Source organism: Bradyrhizobium sp. 22 (assembly GCF_000482425.1).
GTDB classification, from domain to species: domain Bacteria; phylum Pseudomonadota; class Alphaproteobacteria; order Rhizobiales; family Xanthobacteraceae; genus Bradyrhizobium; species Bradyrhizobium japonicum_B.
This window is the reverse complement of sequence record NZ_KI519399.1, coordinates 1,534,462-1,553,616: the sequence shown is the minus strand read 5'-3', so window position 1 is coordinate 1,553,616 and position 19,155 is coordinate 1,534,462. Positions and strand designations below refer to the sequence as shown.

Sequence of the window (19,155 nt, the reverse complement as noted above, 5' to 3'; positions counted from 1 at the left end):
CAAGCCGCCATGGCCAAGAAACCCGGAACCAATCCCAAAGGCGAATTCGCCTTCTTCAACGTCGTCTATGAAGACGATTCCCAGCGCTCCAACCGCCGCGTCCCCGCAGAACTCCTCGGCGGTCTCGACGGCGACGAGCCCGCCCGCGGCTTCATCATGGAGCAGGACCGCGAGATCGCGGAGAAGAGCGGCCGCCCGGCGCTGGAGATCAAGCGGCTCGAGCGGGTCGGGGCGAAGAAGAAGTAGGCGTCATGTCCTGATCTACTTAACCCCTATCAAGCCAAGAGTCTGCACATTCATTAAGTACTTAGCAGACAGATGGCGCCGCGGTCGCCGGCGATGCAGCAAACTCCTCCTGCGTCATGAAATTTGTCCCGATCCAATTGCGGTTGGCAAAGGCGACTATAGCGTTTCTGGCAACAGTCCGGTTGAATGCTTCTGCGGTGGCCGAGGCGCGCTTGCCGCCAAGCTCTGTAGGGTCGCAATCAAAGGATTGCCGATCGTCCTGCGCAACCGCGTCGGTCCGCTAAGATGGCTGCCACATCTAGAACATAAACGTCCGACCGCTGGAGTGAAAGCCTGTTCGCCGGTGCTGAACTCCATCTCACCACAACTATCGCACTTCAACGGGACTACCCGGGCTTCGAGATGCGGTAACGAGTTCTGGGCCATTAGCGTTCGGACCATAATAGGATCAAATTCTACGCCATCTATCTCTACTGCCGAAAACGTATCGTCACAGTCAGGAAATTCGCAATCGCGCTTAAAAGCATGGACATGAATGCCCTCCTCCTCAGCTTTTTCAGATGACCAAATAATCGCCGGATTGGAACCCCAAATCTGTATGCCGCCGGGATAATCGGACTGTCGAAGTGATAAGGTCTTCGCTGCCTTCGTGGGCTTACGGGGTAGCAGCCCCAAGGTCTCTTGCGTCGCGCGGATTGGGTTTCCAATTCCGAAACCGGTGTCACTGAAGGTTCTCCCACAACCTGCACACAGGTGCCGCCGATGCGGGTGTATACTGAACCAATCTTTATCGAGGTGGGGAAATCCGCAGAGAGTACAGCGAACGTAGCGCGTATTGAATCCGAACACACTGCTGACCATAAAGTAGACAGCATCGATTTCAGAAACCATCAATCCGCTTAAAGGAAGCCGAGAACCAGTCAGCTTCACCCCACGGTATGTCTGATCAATAACCTTGTCACCCTCGGCGACTCTACGCGCGTGAACGTGAATACCGAAGTCAAGCGGCAGGCGCGTCGTATCGTAAACTGGCGGAACAGCCCCCCAAAGTGCTATTCCGCCCGGATATTCATCGATATTCAATTCAAGGATTTCGTTAGGCTGAATGGCTGGAAGATGCGCAGCACGGCAAACCTTTGCGCGACGCCCGTACTTTGCAGTGGCATCTGCCTTGTGTGCCAAGCACCAGTATCGTGTCCCACCATCCCTTCGCTTGCCGACTGGAGTAATTTCACACCCAGCGGCGTGTTTTGATCTTTGTTTTCTTTTCGGACCGAACAATTCCAGCTGTCCCATGACCGATCCCTTTTTTCAGAATGTCTAGGCCGCTTTGGCCACTCTCTTCAGCGACAACAACCATGCATGTAGTTGTTTGACCTGCTCTTCCGTCAGCTGCGCACCGTAGTGGCCGACAATATCCCACGGCGATGCACCGTTCTTCTTGAAAATGTCACGTAGGACATCCAGAGTCTGTTCTCTTCCGAGCGAGATCTCTCCAGGCGTTATCAAAGCAATAGGGTTGGTTCCCACAATATAATTGGGGATCCGTCTGGAGAACTTTTTCGGGTCGTGCTTATCCAACTCGTGCTGCGCACCATTCGCATCGACGATGACGTTTCCTGTCAGCTGTCCGTCTTCACGGAGCCGCAGACGCTGATCTGGAAATCGCTGATAAGCAACCTGTGCGTCAATTTTCTGAACCACCTCAAAGCCGCCCATAACATACTGGCGTACATTAGGGAGCTTGCCCGAAATTACGAACAAATGATCCCCGGCCTTCACTTGGCGCCTGAGATCAGGACGGCAGGCGCCAAGGCTCGGATTCTTTCCGAGGTACGGATCTTTTACATGCTTTCCAAGCTGCGGATCGTAGCCGCTGCTTGTAATGAAAATCTTCCCAATCATCTTCACCTCCGAGGCAACTTAGGCATCTTCAGCAAATTGCCAATTGAGCTTTTGCTTAAGGGCATTGCCCTGATGGCGCGCTAACAGGCCGTCGCGCTGCAATCGACCCACCACGATCCCTGGACCTATCCCGATCTCTTCCGCGAAATTATGAATATCTTCACTGGCAAAGTTCTTCCTCCGAACGAACTCACCCAAAGCCGCAGGTGGAATCAACGTATCTGCGGCAAACTGATTTGCTTCGCTCTCGTATCGCTGCATTTCAGGATCAACGACCTGATCTGAAAGACTATCGGCTGCATTATCCAGGACAAACGCTCGCTTCTTTCTATGGAGCAACACGTGACCAAGCTCGTGAAAAAATGTAAACCACATCTGATCATCCGTCTTATAACGAAGCGTCAGACCAATGAGGGCCTTCTTGTCTGATAGCCATCGAGCACAGCCACTGATTCCACAGTGAGGCAGCTCAGGAACCCAAACTACTGCGACCCCCGCTGCCGCACAGATCCCTTGAATTGGGTCCATAATTTCATCAGCTCGCTTTCTAGTAAGACGCCTAAGTGATTCCAGCGAGGAGCGCAGTACAAGCTCATCGAAATCTGCAGTCTGAAGTTCAGACGCAACCAATTCCGTCTCGCGAACCCACGCCGAGACAGATTCTACGTTAGTCGTGAATTTTCTGGTTTGCCTGTACGCAACATTTGCGGCGCTCCACACCGCACTCCAACTTTCAGGGGACGAGACGCCGAGAAAATTTAGAAGAGCATCCGCTTCCGACTGACCTGGCTTGAGAAAGCGAAGTCTCCGCATATCCTTCAACGGAAACTTACGAGCCCAGTCGGACCATTCAGCTGACTTCGCCAATTCTAAACGTCTTGCTTCAGCCTCATCAAACTGACGCTGAAGATTGAGCCAAAAATGCGCAGGCCGCTGAAGCACTTTCTCTAAGGCAAGCGCGGTCGGCGCCGTGATAGGCGCTTTGCCGTTACAAATCTCGCTGATGGTTTTGGGAGTGAGTCCTGTACGCCGCGCAAGATCACGCTGCGTCCATCCGCGAAACTCAAGATAGTCGACTACGATCTCGCCAGGATGCAGGACAACCGCCGGCTGGATCAGAGTGGCTTGCTGATCGCTATCCATGGGTATCCTCAATCTCTACGATCTCAATCTTCGTTATAGACGCCCACCGCTTTTGTTCATCAGAGCGGTCCTTAGGAACACTGTCCTCAATTGGCTCGAACAACAGCCGGTAGGGCTGCTTCAGATCCATCGAGAACGTGCCCGCAAGATCTCCTTTCAACTCGTGGCAACGCTCAGGCCCGGAATTTGGTGGCCAAAAATCCGCCAGCGAAACTGCCGCCTGAAGCTGATTTAGCCGCATCATGATCTTCTTCATCATGTCGCGCCCGTACTGCTTTTGGCAGGCCGCCTCGCTGTCCAGCGCCTTCTTGAGCTTTCCCTTGGCCCTAATTTCCATAAATTACCTGTTTGGTAATATTTCATGTCAACCGCGATGTTACCCAATAGGTAACATCTAATATACAGCGAACGTGTTGGCAAGGCCTTTGTTCTTGTTTTGTATTGAGGTAGCCGGAATTCTGCTCCTCATACCCGCCTAGGATACAAATGGTTGCATATTTGGAAGTTTCAACGAAAAACGGCGGGCTTTTCGGCCCGCCGTCTTCGTTACGATGGCTGCCCGGGTCAGGCCCGGGCATGACAACCCAAATCAATTATCCAAAAAGCTCCGCAGCTTCCGCGACCTCGACGGATGCTTCAGCTTCCGCAGCGCCTTCGCTTCGATCTGCCTGATACGCTCGCGCGTCACGCTGAACTGTTGCCCCACCTCTTCCAGCGTATGATCCGTGTTCATGCCGATGCCGAAGCGCATGCGGAGGACGCGCTCTTCGCGCGGGGTCAGTGAGGCCAGCACGCGCGTGGTGGTCTCGCGCAGATTGGATTGGATCGCGGCGTCGATGGGGAGGATCGCGTTCTTGTCCTCGATGAAATCGCCGAGGTGTGAATCCTCCTCGTCACCGACGGGGGTTTCGAGCGAGAGCGGCTCCTTGGCGATCTTGAGGACCTTGCGGACCTTCTCGAGCGGCATGCCGAGCTTTTCGGCGAGCTCTTCCGGGGTCGGCTCGCGGCCGATCTCGTTGAGCATCTGGCGGGAGGTGCGCACGATCTTGTTGATCGTCTCGATCATGTGCACGGGGATGCGGATGGTGCGGGCCTGGTCGGCGATCGAGCGCGTGATCGCCTGCCGGATCCACCACGTGGCATAGGTCGAGAACTTGTAGCCGCGCCGGTACTCGAACTTGTCGACCGCCTTCATCAGGCCGATGTTGCCTTCCTGGATCAGGTCGAGGAACTGCAGCCCGCGGTTGGTGTACTTCTTGGCGATCGAGATCACGAGACGGAGGTTGGCCTCCACCATCTCCTTCTTGGCCTGGCGGGCCTCGCGCTCGCCCTTCTGCACGGAGTGCACGATCTTGCGGAACTCGACGATCTCGAGGCCGGTCAGGGCAGCGAGCTGATGCACCTCGTGACGGAGGTCCTTGATGCGGTCCTTCTCGTGGTGGACGAAGTTCTTCCAGCCTTTTGCCGACAATTTCGAGACGCGGTTGAGCCAGCGCGGGTCCAATTCAGAACCCGTGTAGTTGCGCAGAAAATCCTCGCGCGCGACGCCGTGGCTGTCGGCAAGGCGCATCAATCGGCCCTCGTGCGAGACGAGGCGCTTGTTGATGTCGTAGAGCTGCTCGACGAGTGAGTCGATACGCGCCTGGTTGAGGCGCAGCGACTTCACCTCGACGATGATCTCGTCCTTCAGCTTCTTGTACTTGCGCTCCTGGTGCGGCGAGAGCGATTCGTTCTGGAGCTGGTTCTGGATGTCCTGCTCCTGAAGCTTGCGCAGCTTCTTGTAGCTGTCGGCGATCTTGTCGAAGATCTCGACCACCTTCGGCTTGAGCTCGGCCTCGATCGCCGCGAGCGACATCTGGTTCTCGAACTCGTCGTCGTCCATGTCGGATTCGGCGGCGGCCTCGGCCGGATCCTTCTCCTCGGTTTCGGCGGCACCGGGCGCAGCGGCGGCACGGAACGGGGTCGGCGCCGGCGGCGCCGCCGGCGGGGCGACATGGGCGGGCGCGGCAGCGGAGGCGGCCTCACCACCTTCGGCCGTGGCTTCGCCGTTCTCGCCGGTGGGACCTGATATCATCGCAGTGTTCATGCCGGCCTTGGCGTCGGGGCCGGCATAGGTGGCTTCGAGATCGATGATGTCGCGGAGGAAGATCTTGCCTTCGTTGAGCTCGTCGCGCCAGATGATGATGGCCTGGAAGGTCAGCGGGCTTTCGCAGAGGCCTGCGATCATCGCCTCGCGGCCAGCCTCGATGCGCTTGGCGATCGCGATTTCGCCTTCGCGGGAGAGCAGTTCGACCGTGCCCATCTCGCGCAGATACATGCGCACGGGATCGTCGGTGCGCTCGCCCGGCTCGCTCTTCTTGACCTCGGTGACGGCCTTCTGGGTGACTTCGACGAGCTCGTTGTCGGTCTCGTCCTCGCCCTCGTCCTTCTCTTCCTCGCCTTCGGTGTCGTCGGCTTCGGTGACGTTGATGCCCATGTCCGAGAGCATCGACATGATGTCCTCGATCTGTTCGGGCGAGGTCTGGTCCGACGGCAAGACTTCGTTGAGCTGATCGAAGGTCACGAAGCCGCGCTTCTTGGCCTGCTTGATCATCTTCTTCACGGCGGCGTCGGACAGGTCGAGCAAGGGCGACGGCGCGTCCTGGGAGTCCTTCTCCGGCGCGTCCGCTGCCTTGTCGTCTTTTTCCTTGTCCTTCGCCTGCAGCGTCTTTGCCTTGGTGGCCATCCATTGCTCCTAAACGCGCTTCATGCGAGGCGCTTGGCAGCGCCTGCCTGAATTCACATGAACCTGTTGCTCGACGCTCTCGCTTCGGCAGCTCTCGACACGGAAAGGGCGGCGCACATGTCTCTCGCCACCCCCAACTTTCTCTCGCCGGAATTGCCTAACGCTTCGTCAGCCTCTTTGTCGCAGCGGATGCAGGTGTAGTGCCAACAGCGATTGCGCGGATTCATTCCTGACGCGTCTGTTCTGCCTGCGGCCGCCTCTGGGCCAAAGTGCTACAAGACCGTTAAGCCTCGATTAACCCTGTTTTTGCCGCCAAACCCAGGATTTGGCGAGTCTTTTAGCGGTACCTAGCCCGGCCGTCCGCATGATTCTTTGCATCACATGCTCTTCTGGAACCGACCCGACAGCTCGCCAAAACCCTCGATCAGGGCTTCGGTGCCGTCGACCTCGCCGATCCGAGCCTTGACGTCACGCAGCCACGCCAAATTGGCCTCGCTGGGGTCCTCCCCCAAGGCCAGCTCGGCGTCCTTCAGCTCTCTAAGTAGTGAATGCCATTGCCGATGCAAGGCAACCAGCTGATGCCAGGTGGCGAGAACATCGTCCCGCGCCGCGCCCTCGCGCGCGCCCCACACCGCCGCGGTGGTGATGCCGTTCTCAACCCTTTGAAGGAGTTGCGAAAATCCACCCTTTGCGAGGTCCGACCGCATCTTCTCGGCCTGCTCCTCGGGGTCGGGCGAATGGTGATGGTCGTTGGCGAAAGCGGCGATGATGCCGGCCCTGAGCTTGTGAGCCTCGGGATGGGCCAGCTCCAGGGCCGCGACCTCCTCGAGGTGGTCGTGCAGCAGCCAGGGGTGGTTGATCAGGCATTGCAGGATCAGGGCCTCGCGGCGGGAGATGGCGCTGCGCTGGCCCTTCATAATCGGGCTTGCCGCCAGTTGGGGGCTGGCGGCCTGGTAGGGACCTGACGGTAGCGGGGTGGGGGCGAACGTACCGCGGCCTCTGCCTCCGAAGCCCTGGCCGCCGAATCGATTCGCGCCGCCGCCCCTGGGCTGGAATTGGCGGCCGCCACCGCCCTGGCCTTGGCGGAAGTTGCCCCGGCCGCCGAAGCCGCGCCCGCCCTCGGGGGCGAAGGTGCGCTGCAGCCGCTCGACGAACTCGTCGCGGTAATAGCGCCGCACCACCTCGTCGCGGATGCCGTTGGTGAGCTCCCTGATGCGCGCCTCCAGCGCGGCACGGCGCTCGGGCGTGGCGAAGTTGCCGCCTTCGAGTTCGCGCGACCAGATCATGTCGGCGAGCGGGCGGGCCGCGCCGATCACCTCCTCGATCGCGCCGCGCCCGCCGGAGCGCGCGAGATCGTCGGGGTCCTGTCCTTCCGGCAGCAGCGCGAAGCGCAGGCTCTTGCCGGGCGCGAGGAAGGGCAAGGCAAGATCCGCGGCGCGATAGGCCGCCTTCTGGCCGGCGCGGTCGCCGTCGAAGCAGAGGATCGGCTCGTCCGCCATCTTCCAGAGCAGCGCGAGCTGGCTCTCGGTGAGCGCGGTGCCGAGCGGCGCGACGCTGCCGGCAAAACCCGCGGTGACCATGGCGATGACGTCGACATAGCCTTCGACCACGATCAGCGCTGCGCCGTCATGCGTCGCCTTGCGCGCGGTCTGGTGGTTGTAGAGATTGTCGCCCTTGTGAAAGAGCGGCGTCTCCGGCGAGTTCAGGTACTTTGCCGGAACGTCCTTCTCCAGCGCGCGTCCGCCGAAGGCGATGACGCGGCCGCGCAGATCCGTGATCGGAAACATCACGCGATCGCGGAAGCGGTCGTAAGGCACCGGGATGTCGGCGCCGCCGATCAACAGGCCGGTCTCGACCATGTCCTCGACGGAGATGCCGAGCTTGCCGAGATGCTCCTTCAGCGCAAAGCGATCCGGCGAGGCATAGCCGAGGCGGAACTGCAATTGCGTTGCCGGCGAGATGGCGCGGTCGGCGAGATAGCCGCGGGCCTTGGCGCCCAGGCGCGAGGCCAGCGTCTCCGCGAAATAGGTCGCGGCGAGGTCCATGACGTCATGCAGCGTGCGGCGGCGCTGCTCCTGCCGGGCTGCATCCGGCGTCACCGCCGGCAGCGCCAGGCCGGCCATGCCGGCGAGCCGCTCGACGGCCTCGGCGAACGGCAGGCCGTCGGTCTCCATCACGAAGCTGATGATGTCGCCGTGCTTGCCGGAGGAGAAGTCGTGGTAGAAACCCTTCTGGTCGTTGACGTAGAAGGACGGCGTCTTCTCCTGCTGGAACGGCGACAGCCCCTTCCACTCCCGCCCCGCCTTCTTCAGCTTGACGCGCTTGCCCACGACTTCGGAGACCGAAAGCCGGGCCCGAAGCTCGTCGAGGAATTGAGGCGTGAAGCGCATGGGCTGTGTCTAGCGCAATCCGGAGTGAGGTGGGCTGGGATCAGGGATATAGGTGCGGGGTGGGCAAAAGTCAGGTTTGTCGGGCTTATACGCGCTGTTCACAGCCCTCCCGTCATTCCGGGGCGTCCGCAGGGCGAACTACGGTGCGCAATTGCGCACCTGAGAATCTCGAAATCCCCGGTTCGATGCCACGCATCGCCCCGGAATGACGGGAAAAGCTTGAACCCGCCCCGGTTCCACGCTTCCATAGCCCCATGTTCAGGACCTTTCGCGGCGGCCAGAGCGGGGGCTGGCGCGTGACCTCGGTTGCACCGGTGACGGGCGAGCCCCTGCCCTTCGTGCCAGCGCTGTCGGCGACCGACAGCGAGGCCGTGTCGTTGCCGCTGGTGCCCTCGCGCAATGCGTGGCGGCTGGTCGGCGTTGCCAGCAGCCTGCGCTACACCGAGCGGGCCGAGAAGGAGAAGCTCGCCGCCGTGCAGGCCGGCCTTGGCCGTCCCGAGGCGACCTCCGCGGCGCTGATCCCGATCCGCAAGTCGCAGGCCTGGTGGGAGTTGACCCAGGAAGAGCGCCGCAGGATCTTCGAGGACAGATCGCACCACATCGCCAGCAGCCTTCGTTTCCTGCCGGCGATCGCGCGCCAGCTCTATCATTGCCGCGACCTCGGCGAGCCCTTCGACTTCCTGACCTGGTTCGAATTCGCCCCCACGCACGCCGCGCTGTTCGAGGAGCTGGTCGCGATGCTCCGGCAGACCGAGGAGTGGAGCTATGTCGAGCGCGAGGTCGACGTGCGCGTGGTGAAGGAAGTGCTGTCGGCTTAGAAGAACAGCTGGCGTCAATGCTCGAGAAAGCGCCCGGACGCGATGTGCGGCAGATCCGTGACGGGCCAGTTGTAGACATAGGTCCAGGCCTGCTCCGTGGTGCCGTCGGTGCGCGTCACGTCGACCAGCCGGCGCAGATATTCGGTCGGCTCGGGAAAGCCCTCGCCGCAGGCCTCGTACATGTCGAGCTCGCCGAGCAGCTCGTCCGGCACGCGCATCCGGAAGAGCTCGCCATGGACGAGCTCGGAGGCCGCGCCCGACAGCAGCAATCCCGGATAATGCTTCACCAGCACGAGCCGGCCGCGGCAGGTCGCTTCACCGAGAAAATCGGCGTGCCCCGCGAGCAGCCGCGCCATCGGATGGTCGAAGCCGCGCATCAGGGTGCCGTAGACGAAGAGGCGATCGGAGGTCATGCTGGTCTAACGTTGCGAGGCCGGTGCAATATCGCTACTCCGTTTCAACACGTAATCGTTTCACAGGCAATCAGGATGGACCAGCATACGGCCGCCGCGACCGACCAACTGCTCGGCGAGGGCGACATGCCGCCCGTGCATGAGGTGAATGCGGGCGCAACGTCGCCTTTCCTGCTCACCTCGGATCATTACGGACGCGCGCTGCCGCGCGCGCTCGGCGATCTCGGCATCACCGAGGCCGAGCTGACGCGGCACATCGGCTGGGACATCGGCATTGCCGGCGTCGCCGACCGCCTTGCAGACATGCTCGGCGCACAGCTGATCGCGCAGCGCTATTCGCGGCTCGTCATCGACTGCAACCGCCCGCCGGCTGCGGCCAGCTCGATCCCCGTCATCTCCGAGGCCACCACGATCCCGCGCAACGAAGGCATTTCGGAATGGGAGCGCGCAGCGCGGCGGCGCGAGATCTTCGAGCCGTATCATGATCGCATCGACGCTGCGATCACCCGCCGCCTCAACGCCGGGCAGCCGACGGTGCTGGTGTCGCTGCACAGCTTCACGCCTGTTTACGCCGGCGTCGTGCGGCCCTGGCACATCGGCGCGCTCTACAATCGCGACACCGTGCTGCCGCAGCTGCTGCTGAAGCATCTGCGCGGCGAAGGCGATCTCGTCGTCGGCGACAACGAGCCCTATGCGGTCAGCGACCTCACCGACTACACCATTCCCGTGCATGGCGAGGCCCGCGGCCTCGTCAACACCGGCATCGAGATCCGGCAGGATCTGATCGCGGATCAATCCGGCCAGCAGCAATGGGCCGAACGGCTGGCTGGGATTCTTGCAGCAATACTTGGCGAGATCGCGGTCGAGCAGACCGCGAAGCGGCCGGTGTAAGGCTCACTTCGCCCGCGTCAGCGCCAGCCAGATGCCGCCGCCGATCATGAAGCCGCCGGAGATGCGCGACATCATCCGCGTGCGGCGCGCCGAGAAGAACTTTCGCGCACGGCCGGCGGCGAGGGCATAGAGCGCGTCCGTCATCACGGCGGTGACCATGAAGGTGGCGCCCAGCAGCGCGACCTGCGGAAAGTGCGGCTGGTTCATGTCCATGAACTGCGGGATGAAGGCGCCGAAGAACACCAGCACCTTCGGGTTCGACAGCAGCACCAGGAACCCCTGCAGGAAGAAGCCGCCGCGCGGCGGCGGAGGCGGCGTGTCGACATCGACGCCCTCGACCGGCGCCCAGATCAGCTTGATGCCGAGCCAGATCAGATAGGCGGCGCCGGCAAAGCGCACCCAGTCGAACCAATAGCCCATGGTCGCCATCAGCGAGGTCAGTCCGACCGCGACGATGCCGATGACGATGGCAAGTCCGGCCTGGGCGCCGGCCACGTTGGTGAGCGCGGCCCGCGTGCCGTGGCGCAGGCCGTTGGCGATGACGAGGGTCACGATCGGCCCCGGCAGCAGCGCCAGCGCAATGCAGGCGGCGACGAAGGCGAGATAGGCTTGCATGGACATCATGGGAGGGACTCGGCTGAAAGCGATTTGGAGCCATTAATGCATGCGAGAGGCGGAAACGGAAGCCGGATGAGCGCAACGCTTGCGCCCCACCGCCCGTGTCATACCCGCGAAGGCGGGTGATGACAGCGGAAATGGGGGAAAGATCGTGTGCAGCCACCCCCGCATCGTCAGTTCTTCGGCAGGCCGGCGGCCGTGCGCGCGGGGCCGGTCAGCTCGAGGATGTGCAGGCCGGTATTGGCGCGGTCGACGATGTAGATGTAGCCGCGGTCGTCGGTCTCGACATTGTTGGTCTGGATCGCCACCTTGCAGCGCTCGCCGCCCTCGATCGGGATGCAGCGCTTGTCGGTTGCAGCCGTGATCGACGGGATGAAATGGCCGACTTCTTTGGGGTGATAGGGATCGCGGATGTCGAGCGCGCGCACGCCGGCATTGAAGAAGGCGATGAAGGCCATTTTCTTGTAATAGACCGGCGCCATGCTCTCGTTCGACGAATGCGCGCCGAACCGGCCGCCGCGCTGGCAGAACTGCCCGCTCGCCTCCGGCACGGTGTAGCTCGAGATCATCATCGGCCGCGTCTCGGTGGTGACGTCGGCGAACCACACCATCTGCCGCGCCTCGCCGCATTCGTTGAGGATCGCTTCATTCACGATCATGACGATGTCGCGGGTCTTGCCGTCCTTGTCCTCGGAAAATTCCGCGATCGGCATGTCGAGCATCGGAAACGTGGTGTGCGCGCCGTTGAAGGCGGACATCGGCAGCCGCGCAATCTCGGGATAGCGCAGATTGTCCGGCGTCGGCTCCTTTGCCCCGCTCAGGAGCTTGCCGCGGTCGACGATCTGCAGAATCCCGCCCTTGTTGGTGCCGTAGCCGAAATAGACGCGGTTGCCGTTGGGCCCGGTCGAGATCGGTCCGTGCAACGCCGTCGGCACCGCGCCGGTCGAGCCGGGCTCCTGGCCCGGCAGGCCAAAGTCGCGGATCTTGTGCGGGCGTGCCGGATCGGAGAGATCGTAGACTTGCGTCATGCGCCGCGTGCGCCAGTCCGGCGGCCCCGAGACGAGATAGGCAATGCCGGTGTCGCATTCCCACCAGCTCTTGTGCGTGTCCTTCAAGCCGCCGAGGCGCGTGATGAGCACCGGGCTGGCGGGATCGGTGACGTTCCAGATCTCATGCGCCTCGCTGCCGAAGGTTCTGAGCATGTAGACCGCATTGGGATCGCCCTTCGGCAATGCCTTGCCGTCGCAGACCCGCACCATCTGCGCGCCGCCGGATTCGTACTTGCCCTCCTGCCCCGGCAGGTGCCGCAGATATTTCGGACGCGCGGGATCGGTGACGTCGACAATGGACGTTCCGTTCGGCTCGGCCTTGCCCGTCATCGGGTTGACCGGCGCGGGCACATCCTCCGTGCCGCCATGATGGCCGATATAGGCGATCCAGCGGTCGCCCTGGCGGTGGATGGTCGGTTGATAGGCGCTGCGAGCCTGGAGGTCATGATGGCCGACGAGCTTCATGTTGGACGCTTCAGGCGGCGCGCCGACGGTTTGCTTCTGGGCGTGGACCAGGTTGCTGCAGGCGAAGAGGACAACGGCGGCAGCAAGTGAAGCGCAACGGAACATGAAAGTCCTCCCGGAACCAGTCTGCGCTGGCTGAGATGAGAAGCTAGCACGGCCGATTGCGCGCGACAAAAAGCTCGATTCCTCAAATTGCCATTGCGGAAACCGCGCAGCAATTATCCGGAATCTCGAGATTCCGGGTTCGCGTTTCGCGCGCCCCGGAATGACGTTCTGCTTGACATGCAACCATTTGGTTGCCTATTATCGTTGCCATGGACGAGGTCTTCAAAGCGCTCGCCGATGCATCGCGACGCTCGCTGTTGGACCGGCTTCACGCCAGGAATGGCCAGACGCTGAACGAGCTCTGCGAGGGCCTTGCGATGACGCGGCAGGCCGTGACCAAGCACCTTGCGATTCTGGAGGAGGCCAATCTCGTCACGACCATCAGGCATGGCCGGGAGAAGCTGCACTACATCAACCCGGTGCCGATCCATCAGATCGGCGAACGCTGGATCAGGAAATTCGAGCGCGGCAAGCTCACCGCGCTCGGCGAATTGAAACGTCAGTTGGAGAAGCGCGATGAGTAAGCCGGACTTCGTCTACGTGACCATATCGGAAACCGGCGAGGCACTGAGGATCCCGCCCGCCACGCTTGGTATCGAAGGAGTTGCGTGATGAACATCGATCAATTCAAGCCGCTGACCGTCTACACCATCTACATCGCCTCCACGCCGGAGCAGGTGTGGCAGGCGCTGACGTCGGCCGAGTTCAGCCGAAAGTATTTCTCCGGCTTTGCGGTGGAGATGGAGCCGAAGCTCGGCGGCAGCTTCATCGTGCGCGCGCCCGACGGTTCCGAGCACATCCGCGGTGAAGTGTTCGAATACGATCCCCCGAAGAGACTCACGGTGAGCTGGAACGTCAATTGGCCCGACCTCGTGGAAAAGCTCGGCACCACGCTCGTCACCTACGAGCTCGAGCAGGCCGGCGAAGCCGTCCGCCTCACCATGAGCGAACGCCACGACCGCGAGCTCAGCGACGACATCCTTTCCGGCGGCCGTACCGGCTGGCCCGCGATCCTCTCCGGGTTGAAGAGCCTGCTGGAGACCGGCAAGGCGCCGCATATCGAGATGTCCCCGCCGGTGCGGCTGCTCGAGGCGCTGAAGGCGATGGGCATCAAGACGCCGTAGGCGTGCGCGCTCCGCTTTGCCCACCCAACGGCACTGCCCAAGGGACGAAGGCAGCGAGCTACACCGGCGCCACCAGGCGCCGGTAGAGATGCCAGGTCGCGTGCCCGAGCACCGGCAGCGTCACGATCAGCCCGAGAAAGTAGGGCAGCGCCGAGACGATCAGCAGCATCACGATCACGGCGGCCCACGAGATCATCGGCAGCGGGCTCGTCACCACCGCGCGCACGCTCGTCACCATCGCTGTGACGAAATCGACCTCGCGGTCGAGCAGCAGCGGAAACGACACCACGGTCAGCGAGAACAGGATCAGCGACAGCACGGCACCGACCGCATTGCCGATGCCGAGGAATAGCAGGCCTTCGTTGGTCGTCAGCACCACGGTCATGAACTCCTGAAGGCTGGAGAACGAGGCGTTGAGGCCGAGCAGCAGCGCGATCAGGAGCCGCACCTGGTACATCCAGACCACGAACACGAACAGCGTGACGAACGCCATCCAGCCGATCTCGCTGCGCGAGCGCACCGCCGACCAGATCGCGCCGAAGGAGACCGGCTCGCCGCGCTCGCGGCGGCGACTGACCTCGTAGAGGCCGATCGCCACGAACGGTCCGATCAGCGCGAAGCCTGCCGCCAGCGGATAGACCAGATAGACCATGCCGAAGGCGGTCAAGCACAGCATGATGGCGATGCCGCCGGCGGCGTAGAGCGCGCCGAAGCACAGACCGTAAAGCGGCAGTGCCTGGAAATCACGCAGCCCCTCGACCAGCGCTTCGGCGATGTCGTTCGCCGCCACGGGACGCACCACCGGATCGACCTTGCCCGAGATGGACATCAGCATCCTCCACAGATCGGCGCGATCTTGCGTCGCGCGCGGCCTCGACGCGATATTAGCGTCACTGCGCGCAGGTGCAACTTAATGCCGGATGACGGGAAGGAGCGGCGGCCAGCAGAGCCACGCCTCGAATTCTTTACTCTTCCATGTGATTTTCGAGCAGATTGCTATGGACTGAGCCGACAATCGTCCGCAAATTTTACCTTCAGACCAACGCGCGATGATCAGAACGGACCGCCCAACAGATGAGCCTGCGTACCCGGTTACTGATCCTCGTCATCGCGGCCATGCTGGTACCGGCGATTCTGGTCGGGCTACGGTTCATGCAGAACCGGACCAGCGAGATCGATGCGGCGCTGGCCAATCTGGCCGCGTCCGCCGATGACATCGCGAGCGATCTGGACGAGAAGATCCAGGGCACCGCCCAGCTTCACTATGGTCTCGCCCGTGCGCGCGACCTCGATACGCGCGACAAGGCGGCGTGCTCGGCGTTTCTGTCCGATGTCCGCGAGGAATATCCGCAGTTCACGGGCATCCTGACCATCGATCCTGACGGCAGACTGTTCTGCGACTCGCTGCGGACCAACCGCACGCTCGACCTGAACGACCGCGGCTATTTCAAGGAGGTGAAGACTCTTCAAGGCGTCGTCGCGGTCGAGCCGGTGTTCGGCCGCCTCACCGGATTATCGGTGCTGCAGATCGCCTATCCGGTGCGATCAGAGACCGGCGCGCTGAAGTTCGTGCTGCTCGCGTCGTTCAACCTGAACAAGTTCGCGGAGTTTCACGACAAGCGGTTGCTCGCCGAAAAGGACATCCTCTTCGTCGATGCCAACGGTACGGTCCTGGCCGCGCCCAAGGGCGGCGGCTGGCGCGAGCCCGTCGGCGGATCCATCGCGGGCTCCGACCTGTTCCGCTTCGCGGCAGCGCCCGACGGCGAGCCATTTCGGGAGGTGACCGACCGCGACGGCCACGCGCAGATCTGGGGCGTTGCCCGCAATGCCTCGATCCGCAAGGCCGGCCTCTACATCCTGGTCGGACGTTCGAAGGACGGATTGGTCGCGGCGGCCAACCGCCGGCTTTACGAGGACATGGCGATTCTCGCGGTGGCCTTGCTGCTGCTCCTGGCCGGCTTGTGGATCCTCACCACGGTGAGCATCGGGCGCCAGGTTGGGCGGCTCGCCGTCATGGCGAAAAGGCTCGGGCGCGGCGATCTCAGCGCACGAATTCCGCCGCCCCATCCGCGCGGCGAGCTCGGCGGATTGATGACCCTACTCAACGGCACCGCCGAGTCGCTCGAGCAGCAACGCGCCGCCATTGCCGACCTCAGCCACAAGCTCAGCCAGTCCCAGAAGATGGAAGCCATGGGCCAGCTCACCGGCGGCGTGGCGCATGACTTCAACAATCTCTTGACCGTCATCCTCGGCAATTCGGAGCATCTTGCCGACAGGCTGGCGGGCAACAGGGAATTGCAGCGGATCGCCGCCGACATCGCGACCGCCGCCGAGCGCGGTTCCGACCTGACACGCAGCCTGCTCGCCTTCGCGCGCAAGCAGCCGCTCCGGCCGAGAGAGGTCGACATCGCCGAAAAGATCCTCGGCATGGAGCAGCTGCTGCGCCGGACCCTGGGCGAGCACATCGAGTGCAACTTCACGTTCGCGCCGGGTCTATGGCTGGCCAGCGTCGATCCCGGCCAGTTGGCAACCGCCGTTCTCAACCTCGTGCTCAATGCGCGCGACGCGATGCCGGAAGGCGGCAAGCTGACCGTCGAGGTCCGCAACAGCTCGCTCGGCCAATCCGACCTCGACGTCAACGGCGAGCCGCGGCCCGGCGACTACGTCATGGTGGCGGTCACGGATACCGGCAGCGGCATGAGCTCCGAAGTGGCGAGCCGCGCGTTCGAGCCGTTCTTCACGACCAAGGAGGTCGGCAAGGGGACCGGCCTCGGCCTGAGCATGGTCTACGGGTTTGCACAACAATCCGGCGGACTCGTGCAAATGCACTCGGAGCCGGGACAAGGCAGTGTCGTCAGGCTGTACTTTCCCCGTCTCGCAACACCGCCGAGCGAAGATCCGCCGCCCCCGGAGCGGACCGTCACACAGGCGGAGCGCGAGACCATCCTCCTCGTCGAGGACGACGACATGGTGCGCGCCTATGTCGAGAACGAGCTGAAGACGCTCGGCTACCGCGTCATCACCGCGTCGAACGGGCCCGCGGCGCTGGAATTGCTGCACCGAAGCGGGGAGATCCAATTGCTGTTGACCGACGTCGTGATGCCCGGCGGCATGTTCGGGCCGGAGCTCGCAAGACAAGCAACGGCGCTGCGGCCCGATCTCAAGGTGCTGTTCACCTCAGGCTACAGCCAGGATCCCGTCAAGACGCCGGACGGGATCGCCGCCCGCATCCTGACCAAGCCGTTCCGAAGGCAGGATCTTGCCGCGATGCTGCGGTCCGCCCTGGCAGCGCCGCCGCGATAGCTAAGCATGATCCGGAAAAGTGCGCGGCGGTTTTCCGAGAAGATCATGCTCAAACAACAACCTAAAGCGCGATGACGATTCATCCTACTCGCATCGCGCTTTAGAAGCGCGATGCGAGTAAAAGCGCCACTGCGAGATTGGCCGCGAACAGGCCCGGCTTGGCCAGATATGCGTCCGCCTCACGCGTCATCCCGCGCCAGCCGTAATACATGAGCTCGAGCGCCGCATCGAGATCGTGCAGCTTGTCGAGCGAGGCGCGGTGAAATCCCGCGGCTTGAGGCGCCTTTGCCATGATCAACGTCAGCCCTTCGCCCGCAGCTCGCGCCGCAGCACCTTGCCGGTGGCGGTCATCGGCAGCGTCTCGGCGAATGCGACGAAGCGCGGATATTCGTGCGCGGCGAGCTGCACCTTGACGAAGTCCTGGATCTCGCGGGCGAGCGCGTCGGTGCCGGCAAAGCCCGGACGCAGCACGATCCAGGCCTTGATCGATTCGGTGCGGATCGGATCGGGGATGCCGACGACCGCGGCCATCGCCACCGAAGGATGCTTCATCAGCGTGTGCTCGATCTCGGACGGACCGACGCGATAGCCGGCGGTGGTGATGACGTCGTCCTCGCGGCTGACATACCAGAAATAGCCGTCCTCGTCCTGCACGCCGAGATCGCCGGTGAGCAGGAACGCGCCGGCATATTTCTTCGCGGTCGCTTCCGGATTGCGCCAATATTCGAGCATGGTGACGGGGCACGGCTGGCGCACGCCGATGATGCCGCGCTGGCCGCGCGGCAATTCCTCGCCCTTGTCGTTGACGATTCGGACGTCGAAGCCCGGCGTCGCCCGGCCCATCGAACCCGGGCGGATCGGAAACAGGTTGGAGTTGCTGCCGATCACGAGATTGCACTCGGTCTGGCCGAACACCTCGTGCGCGTCGATGCCGAAGGTCTCGCGCACCCAGCCGAGCAATTCGCCGCCGAGCGATTCCCCGCCGGTGAAGATACTGCGCAGCTTGACGCCGGCATGCTTCACGCCGGCCTGCCGCATCAGCTTGAGCGCGGTCGGCGGCAGGAAGACGTTGCGCACGCCGAGGTCGGCCATCATCTGCATCGCCGCCTGCGGCTCGAACTTGCGCGCACGATGGCCGACCAGGGGGATGCCGTGATACCAGAATGCGAACAGGCCGTTGATGAGGCCGCCGATCCAGGCCCAGTCCGCCGGCGTCCACATGAGATCGCCGGGCCTGGGCAGGAAGTTGTGGCACATCTCGACGTTGGGCAGGTGGCCGAGCACGACGCGGTGCGCATGCAGCGCGCCCTTGGGATTTCCTGTCGTGCCCGAGGTGTAGATGATCAGCGCGGGGTCATCGCACGAGGTGTTGATCCGCGTGAAGTCGGGTGAGGCCGCCTTCACCGCATCCCAGAACGATGTCGTGCCGGCCGGTGCACGCGTGCCGACGATATAGACATTCTTCAGCTCCGGCAGGCGGTCGCGGATCTTCGCAAGCTTCTCCCAGCCGCCCTCGTCGGTGACGATGGCCTTGGCCTCGGAATTGGACAGGCGGAATTCCAGCGCGTCCTCGCCGAACAGCGCGAACAGCGGGATCGAGATCAGGCCGGAGCGAAACGCCGCGACATGCGCGATCGGCAATTCCAGCGATTGCGACAGGAAGACCGCGACGCGGTCGCCGCGCGCCAGACCGTCCGCCTTCAGCACATTGGCAAAGCGGCGCGACATCTCGGCGACCTCGTCGAAGGAGGTGCGGCTGGTCGCGCCGTTCTCGTCGACATAGATCAGCGCGAGCCGCCCGGTGCCGTCGGCATGGCGATCGCAGCACGCCTGCGCCATGTTGAAGCGCGCCGGGATGTCCCAGCGGAAGTTGCGGACGAGTTCGTCATAGGTCGCGGCTTCGGTCAGCATGGCTTGGCGTTTTCCGGCAACTCCGTCATGGCCGGGCTTGTCCCGGCCA

General features: G+C 62.7%; 18 protein-coding genes. 6 read left to right on the top strand and 12 right to left on the bottom strand.

Going from position 1 to position 19,155, the window contains the following annotated elements; genetic code table 11:
* The first annotated feature begins 9 nt into the window (after window positions 1-9).
* A complete protein-coding gene (locus tag K410_RS0108720; RefSeq protein ID WP_028134491.1) occupies window positions 10-246 on the top strand; it encodes a hypothetical protein in 237 nt (78 codons plus the stop codon).
* A gap of 156 nt (window positions 247-402) precedes the next feature.
* On the opposite strand, the gene K410_RS38350 is transcribed toward K410_RS0108720, so the two are convergent.
* The 6 genes from K410_RS38350 to dnaG all read right to left on the bottom strand — a co-directional run bounded on the left by K410_RS38350 (window position 403) and on the right by dnaG (window position 8,409).
* Window positions 403-1,428: a hypothetical protein gene (locus tag K410_RS38350; protein ID WP_210164233.1), complete on the bottom strand. Its 1,026-nt coding sequence runs from the start codon at window positions 1,426-1,428 to the stop codon at window positions 403-405.
* 138 nt (window positions 1,429-1,566) lie between these two features.
* Window positions 1,567-2,151 carry a hypothetical protein gene (locus K410_RS38345; RefSeq protein WP_155253296.1) on the bottom strand — a complete coding sequence of 195 codons (585 nt, stop codon included), beginning with the start codon at window positions 2,149-2,151 and terminating at the stop codon, window positions 1,567-1,569.
* Between the two features lie 18 nt (window positions 2,152-2,169).
* Complete coding sequence (locus K410_RS38340; protein WP_080672136.1) at window positions 2,170-3,294, bottom strand: HigA family addiction module antitoxin; 1,125 nt, start codon at window positions 3,292-3,294, stop codon at window positions 2,170-2,172.
* Window positions 3,287-3,631, bottom strand: a complete 345-nt coding sequence (locus tag K410_RS0108705) for a type II toxin-antitoxin system RelE/ParE family toxin (protein ID WP_028134489.1) — start codon at window positions 3,629-3,631, stop codon at window positions 3,287-3,289. The genes K410_RS38340 and K410_RS0108705 overlap by 8 nt, the downstream gene beginning before the upstream one ends.
* Window positions 3,632-3,883: 252 nt before the next feature.
* Window positions 3,884-6,019: an RNA polymerase sigma factor RpoD gene (gene rpoD, locus K410_RS0108700; RefSeq protein WP_028134488.1), complete on the bottom strand. Its 2,136-nt coding sequence runs from the start codon at window positions 6,017-6,019 to the stop codon at window positions 3,884-3,886.
* 377 nt (window positions 6,020-6,396) lie between these two features.
* Complete coding sequence (gene dnaG / locus K410_RS0108690; protein ID WP_028134487.1) at window positions 6,397-8,409, bottom strand: DNA primase; 2,013 nt, start codon at window positions 8,407-8,409, stop codon at window positions 6,397-6,399.
* Between the two features lie 254 nt (window positions 8,410-8,663).
* On the opposite strand from dnaG, the gene K410_RS0108685 reads away from it, so the two are divergent.
* On the top strand, window positions 8,664-9,227 hold the full coding sequence (locus tag K410_RS0108685; RefSeq protein WP_028134486.1) for a chlorite dismutase family protein: 564 nt from the start codon (window positions 8,664-8,666) through the stop codon (window positions 9,225-9,227).
* Window positions 9,228-9,241: 14 nt separating this feature from the next.
* Here the strand turns inward: K410_RS0108685 and K410_RS0108680 are convergent, their stop codons facing one another.
* On the bottom strand, window positions 9,242-9,640 hold the full coding sequence (locus tag K410_RS0108680; protein ID WP_028134485.1) for a gamma-glutamylcyclotransferase family protein: 399 nt from the start codon (window positions 9,638-9,640) through the stop codon (window positions 9,242-9,244).
* Window positions 9,641-9,715: 75 nt separating this feature from the next.
* Here K410_RS0108680 and K410_RS0108675 point away from each other — a divergent pair, with 75 nt between their 5' ends.
* Window positions 9,716-10,531, top strand: a complete 816-nt coding sequence (locus K410_RS0108675; protein ID WP_028134484.1) for an N-formylglutamate amidohydrolase — start codon at window positions 9,716-9,718, stop codon at window positions 10,529-10,531.
* 3 nt (window positions 10,532-10,534) lie between these two features.
* Here the strand turns inward: K410_RS0108675 and K410_RS0108670 are convergent, their stop codons facing one another.
* Both K410_RS0108670 and K410_RS0108665 read right to left on the bottom strand, forming a co-directional pair.
* Entirely contained in the window at window positions 10,535-11,155 is a 621-nt protein-coding gene (locus tag K410_RS0108670) for a LysE family translocator (RefSeq protein WP_080672135.1), read from the bottom strand.
* A 167-nt stretch (window positions 11,156-11,322) separates the two neighbouring features.
* Window positions 11,323-12,768 (bottom strand): LVIVD repeat-containing protein, encoded by a 1,446-nt coding sequence (locus tag K410_RS0108665; protein ID WP_028134482.1) that lies wholly within the window; start codon window positions 12,766-12,768, stop codon window positions 11,323-11,325.
* A gap of 209 nt (window positions 12,769-12,977) precedes the next feature.
* On the opposite strand from K410_RS0108665, the gene K410_RS0108660 reads away from it, so the two are divergent.
* Together K410_RS0108660 and K410_RS0108655 are read left to right on the top strand one after the other, a co-directional pair.
* Window positions 12,978-13,292, top strand: coding sequence for an ArsR/SmtB family transcription factor (locus K410_RS0108660; protein ID WP_028134481.1), 315 nt, complete (start codon window positions 12,978-12,980; stop codon window positions 13,290-13,292).
* Window positions 13,293-13,379: 87 nt separating this feature from the next.
* Window positions 13,380-13,892 (top strand): SRPBCC family protein, encoded by a 513-nt coding sequence (locus tag K410_RS0108655; protein ID WP_028134480.1) that lies wholly within the window; start codon window positions 13,380-13,382, stop codon window positions 13,890-13,892.
* Between the two features lie 58 nt (window positions 13,893-13,950).
* On the opposite strand, the gene K410_RS0108650 is transcribed toward K410_RS0108655, so the two are convergent.
* On the bottom strand, window positions 13,951-14,721 hold the full coding sequence (locus K410_RS0108650) for a DUF2189 domain-containing protein (protein WP_028134479.1): 771 nt from the start codon (window positions 14,719-14,721) through the stop codon (window positions 13,951-13,953).
* A 245-nt stretch (window positions 14,722-14,966) separates the two neighbouring features.
* On the opposite strand from K410_RS0108650, the gene K410_RS0108645 reads away from it, so the two are divergent.
* Window positions 14,967-17,195 carry an ATP-binding protein gene (locus K410_RS0108645; RefSeq protein WP_028134478.1) on the top strand — a complete coding sequence of 743 codons (2,229 nt, stop codon included), beginning with the start codon at window positions 14,967-14,969 and terminating at the stop codon, window positions 17,193-17,195.
* Between the two features lie 100 nt (window positions 17,196-17,295).
* Here the strand turns inward: K410_RS0108645 and K410_RS0108640 are convergent, their stop codons facing one another.
* Window positions 17,296-17,487: a hypothetical protein gene (locus K410_RS0108640; RefSeq protein ID WP_245269342.1), complete on the bottom strand. Its 192-nt coding sequence runs from the start codon at window positions 17,485-17,487 to the stop codon at window positions 17,296-17,298.
* An 8-nt stretch (window positions 17,488-17,495) separates the two neighbouring features.
* Complete coding sequence (locus K410_RS0108635; RefSeq protein WP_028134477.1) at window positions 17,496-19,106, bottom strand: acyl-CoA synthetase; 1,611 nt, start codon at window positions 19,104-19,106, stop codon at window positions 17,496-17,498.
* Window positions 19,107-19,155 lie beyond the last annotated feature (49 nt).

Excerpts from the sequence above, each read along its gene's own strand:
- K410_RS0108720 (WP_028134491.1), top strand. The coding sequence starts at position 10 with ATGGCCAAGAAACCCGGAACCAATCCCAAAGGCGAATTCGCCTTCTTC.
- K410_RS38345 (WP_155253296.1), bottom strand. The coding sequence starts at position 2,151 with ATGATTGGGAAGATTTTCATTACAAGCAGCGGCTACGATCCGCAGCTT.
- K410_RS38340 (WP_080672136.1), bottom strand. The coding sequence starts at position 3,294 with ATGGATAGCGATCAGCAAGCCACTCTGATCCAGCCGGCGGTTGTCCTG.
- K410_RS0108705 (WP_028134489.1), bottom strand. The coding sequence starts at position 3,631 with ATGGAAATTAGGGCCAAGGGAAAGCTCAAGAAGGCGCTGGACAGCGAG.
- rpoD (WP_028134488.1), bottom strand. The coding sequence starts at position 6,019 with ATGGCCACCAAGGCAAAGACGCTGCAGGCGAAGGACAAGGAAAAAGAC.
- dnaG (WP_028134487.1), bottom strand. The coding sequence starts at position 8,409 with ATGCGCTTCACGCCTCAATTCCTCGACGAGCTTCGGGCCCGGCTTTCG.
- K410_RS0108685 (WP_028134486.1), top strand. The coding sequence starts at position 8,664 with ATGTTCAGGACCTTTCGCGGCGGCCAGAGCGGGGGCTGGCGCGTGACC.
- K410_RS0108680 (WP_028134485.1), bottom strand. The coding sequence starts at position 9,640 with ATGACCTCCGATCGCCTCTTCGTCTACGGCACCCTGATGCGCGGCTTC.
- K410_RS0108675 (WP_028134484.1), top strand. The coding sequence starts at position 9,716 with ATGGACCAGCATACGGCCGCCGCGACCGACCAACTGCTCGGCGAGGGC.
- K410_RS0108670 (WP_080672135.1), bottom strand. The coding sequence starts at position 11,155 with ATGATGTCCATGCAAGCCTATCTCGCCTTCGTCGCCGCCTGCATTGCG.
- K410_RS0108665 (WP_028134482.1), bottom strand. The coding sequence starts at position 12,768 with ATGTTCCGTTGCGCTTCACTTGCTGCCGCCGTTGTCCTCTTCGCCTGC.
- K410_RS0108660 (WP_028134481.1), top strand. The coding sequence starts at position 12,978 with ATGGACGAGGTCTTCAAAGCGCTCGCCGATGCATCGCGACGCTCGCTG.
- K410_RS0108655 (WP_028134480.1), top strand. The coding sequence starts at position 13,380 with ATGAACATCGATCAATTCAAGCCGCTGACCGTCTACACCATCTACATC.
- K410_RS0108650 (WP_028134479.1), bottom strand. The coding sequence starts at position 14,721 with ATGTCCATCTCGGGCAAGGTCGATCCGGTGGTGCGTCCCGTGGCGGCG.
- K410_RS0108645 (WP_028134478.1), top strand. The coding sequence starts at position 14,967 with ATGAGCCTGCGTACCCGGTTACTGATCCTCGTCATCGCGGCCATGCTG.
- K410_RS0108640 (WP_245269342.1), bottom strand. The coding sequence starts at position 17,487 with ATGGCAAAGGCGCCTCAAGCCGCGGGATTTCACCGCGCCTCGCTCGAC.
- K410_RS0108635 (WP_028134477.1), bottom strand. The coding sequence starts at position 19,106 with ATGCTGACCGAAGCCGCGACCTATGACGAACTCGTCCGCAACTTCCGC.